The 15,479-nt window shown below is 70.9% G+C and carries 18 protein-coding genes; 6 read left to right on the forward strand and 12 right to left on the reverse strand.

Annotated features, from left to right (window positions below):
• Nucleotides 1-266 precede the first annotated feature (266 nt).
• Both ACIRA5_RS50865 and ACIRA5_RS50870 read left to right on the forward strand, forming a co-directional pair.
• Complete coding sequence (locus tag ACIRA5_RS50865; RefSeq protein WP_403704770.1) at nt 267-893, forward strand: hypothetical protein; 627 nt, start codon at nt 267-269, stop codon at nt 891-893.
• A 36-nt stretch (nt 894-929) separates the two neighbouring features.
• Nucleotides 930-3,791 (forward strand): Helicase associated domain protein, encoded by a 2,862-nt coding sequence (locus ACIRA5_RS50870; protein ID WP_403704773.1) that lies wholly within the window; start codon nt 930-932, stop codon nt 3,789-3,791.
• Nucleotides 3,792-4,024: 233 nt separating this feature from the next.
• Here the strand turns inward: ACIRA5_RS50870 and ACIRA5_RS50875 are convergent, their stop codons facing one another.
• The 5 genes from ACIRA5_RS50875 to ACIRA5_RS50895 all read right to left on the reverse strand — a co-directional run bounded on the left by ACIRA5_RS50875 (nt 4,025) and on the right by ACIRA5_RS50895 (nt 6,393).
• Nucleotides 4,025-4,435, reverse strand: coding sequence for a DUF6415 family natural product biosynthesis protein (locus ACIRA5_RS50875; RefSeq protein WP_403704776.1), 411 nt, complete (start codon nt 4,433-4,435; stop codon nt 4,025-4,027).
• A gap of 44 nt (nt 4,436-4,479) precedes the next feature.
• Nucleotides 4,480-4,662: a hypothetical protein gene (locus ACIRA5_RS50880; protein WP_366503106.1), complete on the reverse strand. Its 183-nt coding sequence runs from the start codon at nt 4,660-4,662 to the stop codon at nt 4,480-4,482.
• A 97-nt stretch (nt 4,663-4,759) separates the two neighbouring features.
• Nucleotides 4,760-5,608: a helix-turn-helix domain-containing protein gene (locus ACIRA5_RS50885; RefSeq protein WP_403704779.1), complete on the reverse strand. Its 849-nt coding sequence runs from the start codon at nt 5,606-5,608 to the stop codon at nt 4,760-4,762.
• Nucleotides 5,609-5,624: 16 nt separating this feature from the next.
• Nucleotides 5,625-6,158 (reverse strand): DUF6879 family protein, encoded by a 534-nt coding sequence (locus ACIRA5_RS50890; protein ID WP_393685948.1) that lies wholly within the window; start codon nt 6,156-6,158, stop codon nt 5,625-5,627.
• Nucleotides 6,127-6,393, reverse strand: coding sequence for a hypothetical protein (locus ACIRA5_RS50895; RefSeq protein ID WP_334647023.1), 267 nt, complete (start codon nt 6,391-6,393; stop codon nt 6,127-6,129). The genes ACIRA5_RS50890 and ACIRA5_RS50895 overlap by 32 nt, the downstream gene beginning before the upstream one ends.
• A gap of 243 nt (nt 6,394-6,636) precedes the next feature.
• On the opposite strand from ACIRA5_RS50895, the gene ACIRA5_RS50900 reads away from it, so the two are divergent.
• Nucleotides 6,637-7,341: a hypothetical protein gene (locus ACIRA5_RS50900; RefSeq protein WP_403704784.1), complete on the forward strand. Its 705-nt coding sequence runs from the start codon at nt 6,637-6,639 to the stop codon at nt 7,339-7,341.
• Between the two features lie 56 nt (nt 7,342-7,397).
• Here the strand turns inward: ACIRA5_RS50900 and ACIRA5_RS50905 are convergent, their stop codons facing one another.
• Nucleotides 7,398-8,456, reverse strand: coding sequence for a replication-relaxation family protein (locus tag ACIRA5_RS50905; RefSeq protein WP_403704787.1), 1,059 nt, complete (start codon nt 8,454-8,456; stop codon nt 7,398-7,400).
• A gap of 117 nt (nt 8,457-8,573) precedes the next feature.
• The gene (locus ACIRA5_RS50910; protein WP_366503111.1) at nt 8,574-9,044 is read right to left on the reverse strand and encodes a hypothetical protein; all 471 of its coding nucleotides are present in this window, start codon (nt 9,042-9,044) and stop codon (nt 8,574-8,576) included.
• 262 nt (nt 9,045-9,306) lie between these two features.
• Between ACIRA5_RS50910 and ACIRA5_RS50915 the strand changes: the two genes are divergently transcribed.
• The gene (locus ACIRA5_RS50915; RefSeq protein WP_366503113.1) at nt 9,307-9,753 is read left to right on the forward strand and encodes a hypothetical protein; all 447 of its coding nucleotides are present in this window, start codon (nt 9,307-9,309) and stop codon (nt 9,751-9,753) included.
• A 297-nt stretch (nt 9,754-10,050) separates the two neighbouring features.
• Here ACIRA5_RS50915 and ACIRA5_RS50920 read toward each other — a convergent pair whose 3' ends face one another.
• The 3 genes from ACIRA5_RS50920 to mobF form a co-directional block, all read right to left on the reverse strand.
• A complete protein-coding gene (locus tag ACIRA5_RS50920) occupies nt 10,051-10,230 on the reverse strand; it encodes a hypothetical protein (protein ID WP_403704791.1) in 180 nt (59 codons plus the stop codon).
• Nucleotides 10,231-10,415: 185 nt separating this feature from the next.
• The gene (locus ACIRA5_RS50925; RefSeq protein WP_366503114.1) at nt 10,416-10,769 is read right to left on the reverse strand and encodes a hypothetical protein; all 354 of its coding nucleotides are present in this window, start codon (nt 10,767-10,769) and stop codon (nt 10,416-10,418) included.
• Nucleotides 10,766-12,550 (reverse strand): MobF family relaxase, encoded by a 1,785-nt coding sequence (gene mobF / locus ACIRA5_RS50930; RefSeq protein ID WP_403704892.1) that lies wholly within the window; start codon nt 12,548-12,550, stop codon nt 10,766-10,768. The genes ACIRA5_RS50925 and mobF overlap by 4 nt, the downstream gene beginning before the upstream one ends.
• Nucleotides 12,551-12,769: 219 nt before the next feature.
• Between mobF and ACIRA5_RS50935 the strand changes: the two genes are divergently transcribed.
• Nucleotides 12,770-12,967: a hypothetical protein gene (locus tag ACIRA5_RS50935; protein WP_403704794.1), complete on the forward strand. Its 198-nt coding sequence runs from the start codon at nt 12,770-12,772 to the stop codon at nt 12,965-12,967.
• A gap of 213 nt (nt 12,968-13,180) precedes the next feature.
• Nucleotides 13,181-13,486: a hypothetical protein gene (locus tag ACIRA5_RS50940; protein ID WP_266862543.1), complete on the forward strand. Its 306-nt coding sequence runs from the start codon at nt 13,181-13,183 to the stop codon at nt 13,484-13,486.
• Between the two features lie 67 nt (nt 13,487-13,553).
• Here ACIRA5_RS50940 and ACIRA5_RS50945 read toward each other — a convergent pair whose 3' ends face one another.
• Both ACIRA5_RS50945 and ACIRA5_RS50950 read right to left on the reverse strand, forming a co-directional pair.
• Nucleotides 13,554-14,489, reverse strand: coding sequence for a hypothetical protein (locus ACIRA5_RS50945; RefSeq protein WP_403704797.1), 936 nt, complete (start codon nt 14,487-14,489; stop codon nt 13,554-13,556).
• Nucleotides 14,489-15,421 (reverse strand): AAA family ATPase, encoded by a 933-nt coding sequence (locus ACIRA5_RS50950; RefSeq protein WP_366503117.1) that lies wholly within the window; start codon nt 15,419-15,421, stop codon nt 14,489-14,491. Before ACIRA5_RS50950 ends, ACIRA5_RS50945 begins: the two co-directional genes overlap by 1 nt.
• Between the last annotated feature and the right edge of the window lie 58 nt (nt 15,422-15,479).

A 15,479-nucleotide genomic window follows, 5' to 3' on the forward strand; every position in this document is an offset into this window, starting at 1 on the left:
AACGGTCCTTCCGGCTGCGCCTCCAGAACCTTGGGGCCCGCTGGCGCGGGCCGGGCTGACTGTGAGGGGGTGGGTCGCTCGTTCGTGTGAGTTCCAGTGTAGTGCATGCATCAGGTTGATGCAGCATGTACCGTTGGCGGAAACACGGGACACCCCCCAACCACCCGGGAACCTCCCCGGAATTCCGAGAGGAACGACCGTAGATGACCGGTCACCACGAATCTACCGGACCCGATCCCGCGCTGAGCAGCGATTCTGTGCGCCGGGTGAGCCAGTATCAGACGGCAGGCGTGAACGCCCGGTTGAGGCTGTTCGCGCTCTTGGAGGCGCAGGGAGTGCCCGCGAGCGAGGCGGACGACCTGGTGGCCGCGCTGGAGGCCGGGGCGGTCGCCGGGGCGCAGTGCCAGGTGGTGGAGCTGGACGGTATGGCGCCGCGCCCTCGTGGCGCTGAGTTCGAGGACGGCTGGGACAAAGGCGTGGCGGCCATGAGCGAGGCCCTGGTGGGCATCGCGGACCGGGAGTGGTCCCGGCGCGGCGGCCGGTCGGCCGGGGCCGCTGAACTGGCCGTACACATCGCGGACGTGAGGCAGCGTGAGCGCGTCGACCTGGTGCGGCTGGAGAGGTACGTCCGGGAAGCCGTACTGCCCGCCACGTACCCGCACACCACCAGGCGCCGCCAGGTCCTGGAGGCGCTGGGCGAGGCCGGCGGTCTGTGCACGGCCCGGACGGTCAACAGCGATGGGGACTACGTCGTCTGCACGCTCGATGCCGGGCACTACGACCCGGACGACAAGCCGCCCTTCAAGGACGGAAAGCCCGGCGGCTGGCACAAGGCGGATGCGTCGATCTGGAACGACATGGGCTCGGCCTGCATTCCGCACGCGGCCCTCTGAAAGACCGCAGGAATTCAACTCCAGGGGAGGCACGGAATGTCAGCGATTCGGCTCAAGGAACATCAGGTAGACCAGCGGTCCGCGTTTAGGAAGTGGGTGGGATTCCCTGCAAGGTCATCCGTGCCCCCGCAGGGTGCCCGGGGAACGATCGTGTCAGCGACCGGCTCGGGCAAGACGATCACGGCCGCCGCGTGCGCGCTGGAGAGCTTCGCGGACGGCCGGATCCTCGTGACCGTGCCGACCCTGGACCTGCTCGCCCAGACCGCCCAGGCGTGGCGCCTGGTCGGCCACCGGGCCCCGATGTTCGCGGTGTGCTCGCTGGAGAACGACGCGGTGCTGAACGAGCTCGGGGTGCGGACCACTACCAACCCGATCCAGCTCGCCCTGTGGGCCGGGCACGGGCCCGTGGTCGTGTTCGCCACGTACGCCTCCCTCGTGGACCGCGAGGACATCGACGCACCCGAGGGCCAGCGGAAGGTTCGCGGGCCGCTGGAGGCCGCTCTGGCGGGCGGAGAGCGGCTGTACGGACAGCGCATGGACCGGTTCGACCTCGCCATCGTGGATGAGGCCCACGGAACCGCTGGTGATCTTGGTCGTCCGTGGGCGGCGATCCACGACAACCAGCGGATCCCGGCGGACTTCCGGCTCTACCTCACCGCGACCCCGCGCATCCTCGCCGCGGCCCGCCCGCAGAAGGGCGCGGACGGCCAGGAGGTGGAGCTCGCGACGATGTCGGACGACCCGGAGGGAACCTACGGCGCGTGGCTCGCAGAGCTCGGTCTGAGCGAGGCCATCGAGCGCGAAATCCTTGCCGGATTCGAGATCGACGTCCTGGAGATCCGCGATCCCTCGCCGGTTCTCGGGGAGTCGGAGGAGGCGCAGCGGGGCCGGCGCCTGGCCCTGTTGCAGACCGCGCTCCTGGAGCACGCCGCCGCGTACAACCTCCGTACGGTCATGACGTTCCACCAGAAGGTCGAAGAGGCCCGCGCGTTCGCGGACAAGCTGCCCGAGACGGCTGCCGCGCTGTACCTGAACGACGCCTCCGACGCCGACCTGGCCGCCGCCGACAAGCTCCCCGCGTCCTCGATCGACGCGGAGTTCTACGAGCTGGAGGCCGGCCGCCACGTCCCGCCGGACCGGGTGTGGTCGGCGTGGCTGTGCGGTGACCACCTCGTTGCCGAGCGGCGGGAGGCGCTGCGTCAGTTCGCCAACGGCATCGACGCGGCCGGGCGCCGGGTCCACCGCGCCTTCCTCGCCAGCGTTCGCGTTCTTGGAGAGGGCGTAGACATCACCGGCGAGCGGGGAGTCGACTCGATCTGCTTCGCCGACACCCGCGGCTCCCAGGTGGAGATCGTGCAGAACATCGGCCGCGCGCTCAGGTTGAACCGCGACGGCTCCACGAAGGTCGCCAGGATCATCGTGCCGGTCTTCCTGGAGCCGAACGAGGACCCGACGGACATGGTCGCCAGCGCCTCGTTTCGCCCCCTTGTAGCCGTCCTCCAAGGGCTCCGCTCGCATGATGATCGACTTGTTGAGCAGCTTGCTTCCCGGGCGCTCACGAGCGGCAAGCGCAAGGTCCACGTCAAGCGCGACGACGACGGGCAGATCGTCGGGGCCGGCAGCGCGGGCGACGGCGAGGACGAGGAGGACGACGACACCCAGGCCGCCGCCGAAGCCGCCCTGCTCCACTTCTCCAGCCCGCGCGACGCGGCGACGATCGCGGCGTTCCTCCGTACGCGGGTGTACCGGCCGGAGTCGCTGGTGTGGCTGGAGGGCTACCAGGCCCTCATCCGCTGGCGGGCGGAGAACGAGATCACCGGCGTCCACGCCGTGCCCTACGACGTCGAGGTCGAAGTCGGCGTCACGAAGTCCTTTCCGCTTGGCCGCTGGGTCCACCAACAGCGGAAAGCGCTGCGGGCCGGGGAGCTGGAGGACCGCCGCAAGACCCTGCTGGACGCGCCGGAGGCCGGGATGGTGTGGGAGCCGGGCGAGGAGGCGTGGGAGAGCAAGCTCGCCGCCCTGCGGTCCTACCGCCGGGCCACCGGGCACCTCGCACCGCGTCAGGACGCGGTGTGGGGCGAGGGCGAGGCGATGGTGCCCATCGGGCAGCACATGGCGAACCTGCGCCGGAAGGGCGGCCTGGGCAAGGACCCGCAGCGGGCCGCCGTACGCGCGCAGCAGCTGACGGAGATTGACCCGGACTGGGACTGCCCGTGGCCGCTGAACTGGCAGCGGCACTACCGGGTCCTCGCCGACCTGGTCGACGCCGACGGCGTGCTGCCCTACATCGCGGGCGGCGTCGTCTATGACGGCGATGACATCGGCACCTGGAGGTGGCGTCAGCAAGAGCCGGGCACCTGGGCGCAGCTCCTTCCCGAGCAGCGCGAGCGGCTGACCGCGCTGGGCATCCGCGGCGCCGCCCTCCCCGTGACCGCCGCCGCCCCGGCGGAGCTCCCCGCAGCGCCGGCCGACGCGGCCAAGGGCCCGAAGAAGGCCGGGAGCAAGGCGGAGGCGGCGTTCCAGCGGGGCTTGGCAGCTCTGGCGCAGTGGGTGGAGCGGGAAGGGCAGCGGGCGGTGCCGAGGGGGCACAGCGAGACGATCACGGTCGACGGTGAGGCGGAGCCGGTGACCGTGAAGCTCGGTGTGTGGAATTCGAACGTCAAGTCGAGGAGGGACAAGCTGAGCGCCGACCAGCTCGCCGCCCTAGCCGCGCTGGGCGTCGACTGGGCGGGAGCGGCCCGGGTCGCCCTGGACGCTCCGGCGCAGCCCGCCGCCGTACGGGCCGCACCGCAGCGCAGTCACCACGATGAGTGCGACAAGTCGCTCTACGAGGGCGGTACATGTACCTGCGACCTCATCGAGCAGTACGGGCCGCCCTCTGAGCGCGACGACTACTGACCACTCCCCCGTTCCGACCGGACCCCGGGCCCGCCAAGGCCCGGGGTCTCGTGCTGTCGGTGGGCCGGCTGTTCGGCGCCGGATGTCCGTGAGGACCTGCAACGCCGGGTGCAACACGCAGGCTGTCCCGGCTCATTTCGGGTGTTCCTGCAGGTCAGATGTGAAACGCAGGGCGTTGCGCGCGGTGGTGTTGCACCGGGTGTTGCAGCCAGAGCGGGCGAAGTGGCACCGGCTCAGCCCCCGCTCGGTGCAACGCTCTCCGGGGCGTGCGCGGTCTCCAGCCGGTCCAGCCGCTCGTAGAGGGCGCGCACGAGGCGGGCGCGGTTCTGGACGCAGCGCACGGTGCCCTCCAGCGGCGCGGACAGCCGGCCTTCCGCCTCGCGCAGTACGACGTCGGCGAGCGCCCGGCGCCCGCTGCTCTTGGGCAGCCGGTCCGCGCGGCGCCGGACGTCGGAGGCGACGGCGCGGGCGTGGCCGGTCAGCTGGAGGCCGATCTGCTCGTAGTCGCGTTCCGCGAGCGTGTCTTCGCCGGTCCACGCGAGGACGGCCTTCACGAGGCACTCGTACGGCTCGCGATCCAGCGGGAGTTCCGCCTCGATCAGGCCGTCGGGGTCGTACAGGACCGTGTGGGTGCTGGTGTGCATGGCGGGCCTCGCTGCTGGAGCGTCTTCGCGCGGGTGGCCGGCGGTCACCTCTGGGTGTCCTCGCCGACGTCGTCCCGGTCGTCCTGGTCCTCGGGTCGCTGGGCGAGGAACCGGGCGAAGCCGCGGTCCGCGCGGGCCAGCAGGGCCGGGGAGGGAACGCCGTACGCGGGCGGCTGGAGGCCGCGGCCCTCCGGGGCCGGGGCGGTGGTGTCGTGGTGCGCGTGCATGCGGCCCCGCCTCTCCGGCTGGTGGTCCGTCGGTGACTTCGACGCTACGCAGCGTTGGTGACGGACCTCAACGAGATTGCGAGTAATTGCGGAGGGTTCACTCCAGGGCGTCGATCGCGGTCGCAATGAGGGCGCGGGCCGCGTCGCCGTAGACGGCCATCTCCGCAAGGCCGGTGAACGCCCTCTGGTAGTCGGCGAGCTCGCGGGGCTGCGTCACCCTGATCTCCGCCGTCAGCGTCTCCACCACGGCCACGGTGTCGTCATGGAGGTAGAACGCCTCCAGCGGCCAGACGGTGCGCTGCGCGGTGAACGGGATGATCCCCAGCGAGACCGAGGCGAGCGGCATCACGGCCAGGAGGTGGCGCAGCTGCCCGCGCATCGCCTCGGGGGCGGCGGTGCGGAAGCGCAGGACCGACTCCTCCATGAGGACGACGTAGCGGTGCCCGCCCTCGTAGAGGAACCGGGAGCGCGCCACCCGGGCGGCGACCGCTTCGGAGACATCGTTCGGCGTGCCCTGGAAGGCGGTGATCTGGCCCATGAGGGCGGTGGCGAAGCCGGTGGTCTGGAAGAAGCCGGGCGGGACGTTGGAGACGTACACGCGGCAGACGCGGGTCTGCTCGTGCAGGGCGTACCAGTCCTCCTGGACCGTGCGCATCCCGCCCTGGTGCAGGCGGCGCCACTCCAGGTACATCGAGTCGACCGCGCGTGCGGTGGCGATGAGGTCCTGCGCCTGGTCGTCCGCGCCGCACGCCGCGCACCAGGCGCGGATGTCGGCGTCCGAGGGCGGAGCCGCGCCCTTCTGCAGGCGGGTCGTCTTCGCCGGATGCCAGCCGCACCGGGCGGAGATGTCCTTCCCGGTGAGGCCGGCGTCCTTGCGCAGGTGCTGCAACCGCACGGCGAGCGCCTCGCGGGCTGCCTGTGCGCTGGACGATGGAGAGACGGTCACGGTGCTGCTGCGGGGCCTAGACGGTGTACTTCTCGTGCGGGATGCCGCGCTCCCAGACCGTCTCGAACGCCGACGCGCACAGGCTCACCGCGGCCGGGTCCTCGGTGAGTTCGCAGCCCGGGTCGACCCAGTCGCCGTCGCCGCTGAAGAAATGGAACATCACCAGGCGGCCGTCGATCAGCCAGAAGTCGTTGCCGGGCAGGGCGATGTCGGAGGCGTTGCGGCGGGGCAGCCAGCGGACCTGTTCGCCGGCGCCCACGTTCAGCACGGTGGCCGCGTGCTCCCACCGGATGTAGTCGGTCACCGGCTCCGAGACGATCCGCGCGCGGCGCATCACCACGCCCCGGGCCAGGGTCTCCTTCACCAGGCCGAGCCACTCGGGCCACCAGCGGGCCGTGGGGTCCAGGTCGATCTGGCCGGTCCGGGCGAACAACGCGATCTCTTCGGCCTCGTCGCCGACGCCGTAGCTGTCGCGCATCTCCAGGTGGACCGCGCTGTGCTGAGCGCCCCTCAGCAGTTCAGCGAAGTCCGGCACGCTGCTCTGCGACATCACACGCCTCCCTCAGAATCGACGCCATCCGGACCGGGATACGGATCACCGTCTCGTGCGGCGGGACGCCCACCGCGTGGCCAGGTACCCACTCGGTCCCGCCGATCATCGCCTTCAACAACGCTTCGGCCTCCGCACCCTGGAGGACCAGGTCGGCGCTCTCTTCCTCCACCCACACCGTCGGCGACCCACCGCCTCCCGTGTTCGGGTCGATCCCGACGAACCGTAACGTCATGGCGCTCTCCCGTGTCGAGTCGGTTGCGCTTAGTTGCGCCGACCGTCTCGCGCACCGGCACTCTCGGTCAAGACCGGGGGCCGCTCGGTCCCCCGTTCGGTCAACAGCGTGCTCAATCCGACAGCCGGGTGGGCCGGGTGAGTGAACGGCGAGCCCCTGGCGTAGCCCGGTCGGCGTGCTGCCGGTTGGTGGGTTCAGCGGACCGATCGGCCCGCGCACGGGGCCACGTCTGCGAGGCACAGCATGGGACGTCACAAGCAGCACAAGCCGCGCCGCCCCCGGAGCGAGAGCGGCCAGCCGACCACGGAGTGGTTCGGCACCGCGTTCCACTCCACCGAGGGGATGCAGCACCTGGACGTTCGCCAGTCCGGCAACGGCATCCTGATCACCTCAGCCCCTGCCGAGATCGACGGCGCTCCGGCCTCGTGGGCGCTGCGCCTACGCAACGACGTCGACGGCGGGCTGAACGAGGTGGGCACGGCCCTCGCGGCCGGGCGCGGCCACGTCTTCGGCGTGAGCGAGGGCCCCGGCTACAGGACCGTCCTGGCGTTCATGCCCAACCACCCGGAAGAAGGTGTCGGCACGCTGGCCCGGGTCCGCACCTCCGACGGCTCGGACGGCGACGTCGTCTTCGAGCGGAGCGCGGAGCGACCGATGGGGCTGTGGGCGGAAGCCGGGGAGAACCTCCTGCGGATCGTGCCGGTGCTCGGTCCGGACGCGCCGCCGGCGGACGACCTCGAGGACTGCCGCCTGTGCCCCGGCTGCTACCGGCCCGTCTACGAGAGCTCTTCCTCGCACACCCTGATCGGCGCCGGTCCGATGCCCGTGATGGGGCTGTGCAGGCTGTGCGCCGAAGGCACCACCCTCCGCTCGCTGCGCGGGATCGACGTCCCGGTCGACCCGCAGCAGCGCGCCGTCCTGGCGACCGTGGCCGCCGCCATGGCGTAGCCGGTTCGCCGCCCCGGGCAAGCCCCTCGCGTCGAAGAGCTTGCCCGGCTCGGACGTCAGCGGCCGGCGGGCTCGGGGTAGCGCTCGCGGCGCCGGTAGGGATCGTCGACGCCGATCTCGTACCAGCGCTCGCCCCGCTTCAGCCGCGGCAGGGTGTTCACCCACACCGCGACCGCGATGCCCTCCACGTCGGCGGTGAGCGCCTGGAGGCGGTTGTCGAGCAGGTGCTCCGCCTTCCCTGCCAGGACGACGTGCAGTCGCGGGAAGGTCTTCGAGCGGGTGTAGCGGTGGCGCTGCCAGAAGGGATACGTCCCGCCGATCGTGCCGCGGGCGCCTTCCCAGACGCGGTGCCCGGCGTAGCGCTCGTAGTCCCAGACCTCCTTCGCGAGGCGGGCCTGGGACATGGTGCCGTTGTCGAGCTCGAAGAGGCGCACCTCGCTGGTCTTGGTCGGCCACGCGAGGACGGCGTCGGTGTTGAAGCTGAGGCCGGTCTCCTTGATGGCGTGGTTCACCTCCACCTGCCAGTCGGTCAGCGAGTGCCGACCGCCGTAGGCCAGGATCGTGTCGGTCACCGCGAGTCCGTGCGGACCGAACCCGGCCTTCACCGCCTTCGCTCCGGTGCCGGCCTTGGGACGCGGTGGCAGCTCGTTGCCGTCAGCCAGAGCCTTCTGTCCCGCCACCGTCAGGTTCCAGATCTTGTCCTTGCCGTGCTTGCCGTTCGTCTCCGCCAGCCCGAGCTCCGCCAGTTCCACCATCGCCCTGCGCACGTACGACCGGCCGTCCGACTCCTCCGCCGTGATCACCGAAGCCATCTGCCGAACCGTCGCTATCCGCACACACCCCAGCATCCGCAGCGCATCGGCCCGTACCTTCCCGGCCGTGGGAGTGGACCTCTTCCCCTTCGCCAATGTCTCAGGGGAAGGGAGAGAGGTGTCAGCGTGCCGGGAGGCCCCCTGACGGGCGGTGTGAGCTGCGGTGATGGGCACGACGTTGGAATCGTTCGCGGCACCGTTCACGGCACTGGATTCCGGGCCGCCCGGAAGGCGCTCAGCACCCCTTGTCCAGGTCGGGCGCGGCTCCGGGTCGGGCTGCTGGGCGCTGCTGGTGTACGTCATGGCGAAGCTCCTCACGCAGGTGGCGCGGGGGTCCGGATGGAATCCCCCGTCACTTGCTAGAGGTGTCGCCGAAGTCGACGGTGTGACGATCCGCTGTTCACCGTTACCGAGCCGTGATCATCCGGTGGGCGTCGCGCAGAGCTCGGAGACGATCGCGAACGACGTCGTCACCATCGGCACCGCCATGGCCGGCGGCATCACCGCGTGCGTGGACTGGCCGTGCGCCATCCCGTTGCGGATCTGCCGACCATAGTCGAGGTACTCCGCCTGCCGGGCCGTCAGGATGCCGTCGGCCGCGCCCTGCTTGATGAGCCCGTGCAGCGGCTTCTTGCCCGCGTCCGGGATCCGGTCGCGCAGCACGATCTCCACCGCGATCAGGGAGTGCATGACCGCCACGGTGGAGAACTCGTAGCAGTAGTACGACTGGCGCAGCAGCTCGCGCGCCGTACGCAGGACCGTCGCCGCGGCCTCGGGCACGCCGTCGGGCACGACCAGGTCCTCCACGAGGTCGTGCATGTCGGCGTAGCAGGTGACGAAGTAGTGGGCCCGGTCGTCCGGGACCGGGAACGGCAGCCGCTGCGTGGTCATCCCCGAAGTCTCCCAGCGGCATGTCCCGGGCGGCAGCGCCTTTTCCCCGGCCGTAGCTCAGCGTGCCGGGACGGAGATTTCTCCCCCGTTGAAATGGGCGGTATGTCGGAGGTAGCGGACCAGGTCAAGGAGAAACGTCGTGAGGGGCCGGGCCGTGGCTGCTCACCGTCGGTGCTCGGACTCTGTCCACAGGGCTGCGGTTCGAAGGTGTCTTCGAGGCCGCCGCGATCAGCGGGGCGGCCCGAAGACGAGGGAGCCACCCATGCCCGAGAACACCGTCACCGCGCCGCTCGCCCCGATGGAGCCGGCCGACGTCGCCGACGCCTTCGCCTACATCCAGGCGTGGCACGCCAGGGACATCGACACCGCTGAGGCGGTCGCCGACGACATCGGCCCGGAGAAGCTGTCCCGGCTGCTCCTGGACGTCGCCGCGCGCGTCTTCATCCCCATCACCGCCGAGGACGACCACGACGGGGAGCCGTGCGCGCACTCCTTCCTCGCCGCCGCGCTCGGGCGGCTGCTGCTGGAGCTCGCCTGCCACAGCGTGTGCCTGGCCAGCTCGCGGGGCATCGCCGACACCATCACCCGCTTCACCGAGAACATCCTCACCGAGGACCACGGCGACGTCGCCGACGTCCTGCGCCAGCTGGAGGCCGCCGGGATGAAGCAGGCGATGGAAGCGCACCCGGTGCGCCTCACCGCCGTGTAGCCGCGCATCCGGGACGGCGGTGGTGCGGTGCGGCGCGCATCAGGTGCGCACCACCGCCGGACGATGCACCGCACCGCGCGCAGCCGGTGCGCACCAGGTGCGGCGACCGCATTCGGTGGTGCGCGCACCGGCGCACCGCACCATCCATCGCGGGGTCCGTCACCGGCCGCGCCGCACCGCGCCGGGCGCGCGCCACGGCCGGGCGGGCTCCTATATCACACACCCCCTAGACCGCGACCTGTCCGACAGCTCAGACCGGCTCTGACTAGGGGAAACGTGCTGGGTAGCGAACCTGGTCTAGGAGCGATGCGCGCCCGCCGGAACCTGGACAAGGGGTGGGCCGGCGGTGCGCGCACCGGTGCGGTGCGGGACATCGGGTGCGGCGCACCGGGTGCGCACGTGCGTACCGGACATCGTCGGATGGTGCGCACCGGGTGCGGTGACGGACATCGTGGTGCGCATCAGAGTGGCGTCCATCGTCAACCGGTGCGCACCACGGTGGAGTCCACTCGGTGGCGTCCATCGGGTGGAGTCCACCGAGTGGCGCCCACTCGGTGCGGCCCATCGGGTGGAGCCCACTGAGTGGAGCCCACTCGATGTCGTGCATTGCCACTGGATGCTGAACATCGTCGGCTCCACTCGGTGGACGATGCCGGGCATCGTCACCGCAGCCAGGCGTTGGAGTGCCGCACCCGGGACAGGGCGCGGGCATCGCGGCGTGCGGCCGCGCTGCCGATCCGGCTCTGTCGGGAGCGGGGCCGGCGCGACTCCCCTGCGGCGAGGCGGCGCTTGGCGGCGTCCTGGAGCCGCTCCCGCTGATCGTCCAGCTGCTTCTTCTTGGCCGCCTTCGACTTCGGTGTCCGGGGCCGCTTCCAGATCGGCTGCCAGCCCACGGGCTCCTCGGGCTCAGGCTCCTGGTCCTCATCGAGCGCGGCGGCTATCTCCTCACTGGCTGCGCGGGCTCGGGCGAGGACGTCCTTCACCTCCGGGATCTCGGGGGTCTCCGGTGTGGTCATGCGAGTCCTCCAGTGGGTGTCCGGCCAGGCGTCGGCTGCACGCCGGGCGGCGGGGTGTGTGACGGTGCGGGCGCCGGCGGGACGGGCCGCTGCCGGGCGGCGCGGGCGGTTGCACGGGCGGCGGCGCGCTCCCGGACTGTGTCCTGGAGCCTGGCGGCCATCTGGGCGACGGCCTCGATCGTGGCGCGGGTCTGCTCCAGCGCGGCAGCCTCGGTTCCTTGCTGCTGCTCCTGGGCGCGGTCGGCCTCCCGGTCCGGGCGCGATGGAAGCAGGCCAGACCTCGAGGTGCCGGGCACAGCGACGGTGTGCGGGCGGGCTCGGGAGCCCAGGCGCTCCGCACGGCGCGCCGCGTGCATCCGGGCCTTCAATGCGTCGGCGGCGAGGCGGGCCCTCGCGTAGAGAGGAAGTGTCCGGTTGCGGGTCAGCGGGCGCAGCACGGCCTGGTCGCCGGTGTCGCGCGGGTACAGGGCGTGCAGGTCTGCGGTCATCTTCCGGCCCCGGCCGACGGGTCGGGTGTATTCGTCGACGACGGTCTGCACGATCCGTTCGTCCAGGCCCGGCTCGTGCGGGCGGCCGCGCAGGACGTAGGAGAGGTAGCGGCGCGCTTCGGCGAGCAGATGGTGTCGCTTGAACGCCCCGCGCATCACGTACACCACGGCGACGACGTCGACAGCCGCCAGGACGACGTCGACCACCGGACGCACTCGCGCCCACACCGCCGCGGCCGCCGCCCGCGCCCGCTCCGCGAGCCGGTCCACGACGTCAGCGCCGAACGCGCCGATGGCCGACTCCCGCCACCGCTCGCGCAGCTCGGACAGCGACCGCGGCTCCTTGCGCTTGGGCGGCCGCGTCCGGTCGGCGGCCCGGCAGGCCAGCCCGTACGCGGCCCGCTCCCCCGGCTCATGCCCGTGCTCCTCCACGTACTCGGCAGTGAGGACGAACAGCGCCTCCTCAATCTGCTGACGGCGCGTGGACTGCCAGCCGATGAGCCGCTGATCTATGCCCGATATCTCCATGACGGGACGGCGCCCCGGGGTCACCTCGCGCGGCTCCCACGCCCACCCGAGCCGGGCGGACACCTCCTCCATGAAGAACAGGAGGTACAAGGTGTCAGCGGCAACGATGTGGGCCAGCAGCGTGTCCGCCGACAGGTTGCCCCACGTGCCCTTGGCGTCCGGCCGACGGGCACGGATCGACACCTCCGCATGATCGTGCAGCAGCGGCTTCGACTCCTCAGCTCTGGACTCGTAGTGCCGGAACACCGCGACGATCAGCCCGTCGCGGACCGATGTGCGGTGCTTGCCGCCGCTCCCCGACCGGATCTGCGCGACCGACTCCCCCAGCCACTTCAGCGTCTTGTCCACGGAGATGTCCTGGCACAGCTCCAGCACCAGCCGTTCCTCGTCGCCCCCGAGTGCCCATGCGATGTGGGCCGTCGGCGGCGGCCGGAACACCAGGTCCATGCCCAGCAAGGGCCTGCGCTCCTTGGCCTTCTCCGTCTTCGGCGACCGGTTGTGCTCGATGGGCCTGCCCAGCACGGTCGCCCGCCGGGCCTTCGCCGGATCGTCGCCCGCCTCCAGGCGCTCGCGCTCGATCCGGTCGGCGTCCGGGTGCCGGCCTTCCCCCAGGAGCAGTTCGGCCTGCCGCTCGCCCACCACGCCACCGGCCGTGAGGCCGACCGCGGCCAGACCCCCGCCCCGCCAGATCCCGGGCGGGACACCAGCCTCGTCCTGGGCCTCGCGCAGCGCCGTGCCCGCGCGGCGGTGGCCGTCACCGACCATCACGCCGCGGAAGAGATAGCGCACTCCGTCACCCGGACGGAGCTCCGATTTACTGATCACCGGGCCATGGAACACCGGCTTTGAGCTGCACAAAAGGGCGATCCGGGGTCTGTCCCGCCGGGCGGGAGGCCATCACCAGATCTTTACCGTGGCGCCCGCCAGGCGGGCCGTACCAGCAGCCCGAGACGGTAAGCCGCGGCCGTGTGCACAGTCCGCCGCATGTTGAACGAACTGATCCACGCAGACCTCTGCCCGCTGTGCTCGCGCCCGATGCGACCCGAGTTCCGCAGCGTCGGCCACTCCGCCCAACAGGACCACCCGGCCCGCACCGACTTCCACCGGCACCACTGCGACACCTGCGAGGCCGCCCGCCCCCAGGAGTTCTACGACGCGATGCGCCGCCTCACCGAGAGCTGACCCCGGCCGTGCGAATGCTGCGCACCGACAGCACCCACCACTACGACATCCGCCTCCAGCCGACTCCCACGCCATCCAACGCGCACCAGCGCACCACTCCCCGGACCGTCCACCACCGCTGAGCACACCACGTCACCGACGCCCTTCAACACGAACAGCCACCACCGCCCCCGGCCGACCGGCCGGGGGCTTCGTGCGTCCTGGAGGTTCACCGTGCCCACGTACGAGACCCTGCCGCGCTTCGCTGCCGACCTGGACCGCCTCACCCCGGAACAACGCCGCAAGTTCCGCCAGACCGTGGCGGCCTTCGTCGAGGACCTGCGCGCCGGAGGACGCTTCCGCGCCGGCCTCCGCATCAAGCGCGTTCAACGGGCGACCGGGATCTACGAACTCACCTGGTCCATGGGCACCGGCCCCGCAGGACGCGCCACGTGGCAATACGGACCAGCACGTCGTCCCGACACCCCGCACGTGATCTGGCGTCGCATCGGCACCCACGACATCCTCACCGGGCCCTGATGGATTCGGGAATGCGGAAGGCCGACCCCATCGGTCTGGGGCCGGCCTTCGTCATCGACCTCGGAGGTCACTCCGCCTTCGGGAGCCTGATCGCCACGGCCCTGTCGATCTGCTGAAGCAGCGAACCGATCTCCTGGATGAGCGGGACAGCGACGTCCGGCTGTGCTTCGACGGCCCGGCGCGCTGCCGACTTGTTCACCTTCTTCGCCGCCTCCTGGAGGGAGGCGAGGGTGTTCTGCAGTCGCTCGATGTCCTTCGCCGCAAGGGGGTCCGCCTTGCTATTGCTGGGCTTCTGGCTCGACTCCCCATTTGGGGAGTCGCCGCCGAGCGAGCTGATGTCCGGGACACCATCGTTCTTCTCGTCGGCGTCGGACTTCTTCTCCGGCGCCTCCAGGAGCTCGCGGACGCGACGGCCGACGTCGGCGGGCTTTGCGTCCTTCGGGAGGAAACCGAGGTCGCCCACCACCTTCTCCACGAGCTCCCCTGTGACGCGGGGGCGGCATCGGGCGATGGTGTCGTAGACCGTGATCGCGACCTTGTCATTCGTCTGGCGGCGCAGCTCTGTCATCGCACGGACGTGGGACTCCGGCGGCCTGTGCCCGAGGTTGGCGAGAGCTTCACCGACGCGCCATTCGTCCATGAGCCGGTAAAGCTGGGATTCGGAGACCTCCCAGGTGTCCCAGACCCAGTCCGCGTAGTTGGGGTTCTCCTCGCGGTGCAGCTTGGCCACGCTCATGGTCTCGAACGACTTGCCTGCGATCCAGAACGCGTTGCGGAGGTTGTCGACCCCGGCCTTGCAGGCTTCGAGGTCCGCGCGCTCCTGGTCGGACAGCTCGTCTTCGCTGTGAGGCTGATACGGCGCGGGGATCATAGCGAGGGATGTGCCGGGCAGTGGTTTGACCACCACGCTCGCCGCACCGGCCGCTGCCGCCAGTCCTCCGCCGAAGAGGCCGCCTGCGCTCTGGCCTTGCTGGGCTTCTTCGTCGACGTCGAACAGGCCCATCAGGCCCTCCTCCTGGTGTGGTCGAAGATTTCCTGGTTCAGCTCCCGCATCTCCTTGGCCAGCGGGACGATCGTGTCCGGGACGACGTCGGCCGACGTGGCGCGGCCGGCCTTCACGTCGTAGGTGGTCGCGGTCGTCGGGAGCAGGTCGGCGTACTCGCCGAACAGCAGCCCCTTCTTGCGGGCGTTGCGGGCGGGCACCTCGCGGTAGCCCACGATCGTCTCCAGGATCGGCGTGCCCTCGCCCAGAGCCGTGCGGATGTCTTCGTAGACAGCCGCGTGCATCAGCGTCGCCGCACGGTTCGAGCCGTAGAGGAAGGCCCCGGCCATCTGGAGGTGAGGGTTCACCTGGGTCTTCACCAGCTTGAAGTTCTTGCTGATGCGCTCCATGCCGCGGACCGAGGAATCGTCGGAGCGGGTGGGCACGATGAGGTACTTCGCGGCGGCGAGCACCAGCTGCTCCAGGGAGTCCTTCTCCGGGGCGCTGTCGAAGATGATGCGGTCGTAGAGAGGTGCGATCGGGGCCAGGGCCTGCGCGAGCGACATGACGACGCCTGCGCCTTCCTGGAGCGTGCGCAGCATCAGGAGTCCGTCGATCTCGCCGACCTTGGGCCCGCCAGGCATCACGTCCAGGTTCGGGCGTACTTCCCGGATCGGCCGGAGCGGGGTGCGATCGTGTATGGCGCTGTAGAGACCTTCACCGTCTATGACGGACGGGCCCTCCGGGTGGATTCCGCGGTTGAACCGCTTGATGCCGAGGTCGTCGTCATCCTGCCCGGTCACGCAGATGAGGAGAGTCCTGTCCCCGGCAGCCGCGGATTCGCCAGCGAGGTGCGCGGCCACGGTGCTCTTGCCGACGCCGCCCTTCCCTGTGCCGACGACGGTACTTCCCTCGGGGGGTTCGATCGGCTGCGCTGCGCTTGGGTTCAGCACGGGGGGTGCCCTTCCTTGTTACTCATGCGTGGGCCGCACCGTGCGCGGCAGGGGCATC

Source organism: Streptomyces sp. NPDC096311, assembly GCF_044763085.1.
Lineage (GTDB): Bacteria > Actinomycetota > Actinomycetes > Streptomycetales > Streptomycetaceae > Streptomyces.

Excerpts from the sequence above, each read along its gene's own strand:
- ACIRA5_RS50945 (WP_403704797.1), bottom strand. The coding sequence starts at position 14,489 with ATGGGCCTGTTCGACGTCGACGAAGAAGCCCAGCAAGGCCAGAGCGCA.
- ACIRA5_RS50890 (WP_393685948.1), bottom strand. The coding sequence starts at position 6,158 with ATGTCGCAGAGCAGCGTGCCGGACTTCGCTGAACTGCTGAGGGGCGCT.
- ACIRA5_RS50875 (WP_403704776.1), bottom strand. The coding sequence starts at position 4,435 with ATGCACACCAGCACCCACACGGTCCTGTACGACCCCGACGGCCTGATC.
- ACIRA5_RS50895 (WP_334647023.1), bottom strand. The coding sequence starts at position 6,393 with ATGACGTTACGGTTCGTCGGGATCGACCCGAACACGGGAGGCGGTGGG.
- ACIRA5_RS50925 (WP_366503114.1), bottom strand. The coding sequence starts at position 10,769 with ATGACCACACCGGAGACCCCCGAGATCCCGGAGGTGAAGGACGTCCTC.
- mobF (WP_403704892.1), bottom strand. The coding sequence starts at position 12,550 with ATGGTCGGTGACGGCCACCGCCGCGCGGGCACGGCGCTGCGCGAGGCC.
- ACIRA5_RS50880 (WP_366503106.1), bottom strand. The coding sequence starts at position 4,662 with ATGCACGCGCACCACGACACCACCGCCCCGGCCCCGGAGGGCCGCGGC.
- ACIRA5_RS50905 (WP_403704787.1), bottom strand. The coding sequence starts at position 8,456 with ATGACGTACACCAGCAGCGCCCAGCAGCCCGACCCGGAGCCGCGCCCG.
- ACIRA5_RS50910 (WP_366503111.1), bottom strand. The coding sequence starts at position 9,044 with ATGACCACGCAGCGGCTGCCGTTCCCGGTCCCGGACGACCGGGCCCAC.
- ACIRA5_RS50870 (WP_403704773.1), top strand. The coding sequence starts at position 930 with ATGTCAGCGATTCGGCTCAAGGAACATCAGGTAGACCAGCGGTCCGCG.
- ACIRA5_RS50935 (WP_403704794.1), top strand. The coding sequence starts at position 12,770 with ATGTTGAACGAACTGATCCACGCAGACCTCTGCCCGCTGTGCTCGCGC.
- ACIRA5_RS50920 (WP_403704791.1), bottom strand. The coding sequence starts at position 10,230 with ATGGACGCCACTCTGATGCGCACCACGATGTCCGTCACCGCACCCGGT.
- ACIRA5_RS50915 (WP_366503113.1), top strand. The coding sequence starts at position 9,307 with ATGCCCGAGAACACCGTCACCGCGCCGCTCGCCCCGATGGAGCCGGCC.
- ACIRA5_RS50900 (WP_403704784.1), top strand. The coding sequence starts at position 6,637 with ATGGGACGTCACAAGCAGCACAAGCCGCGCCGCCCCCGGAGCGAGAGC.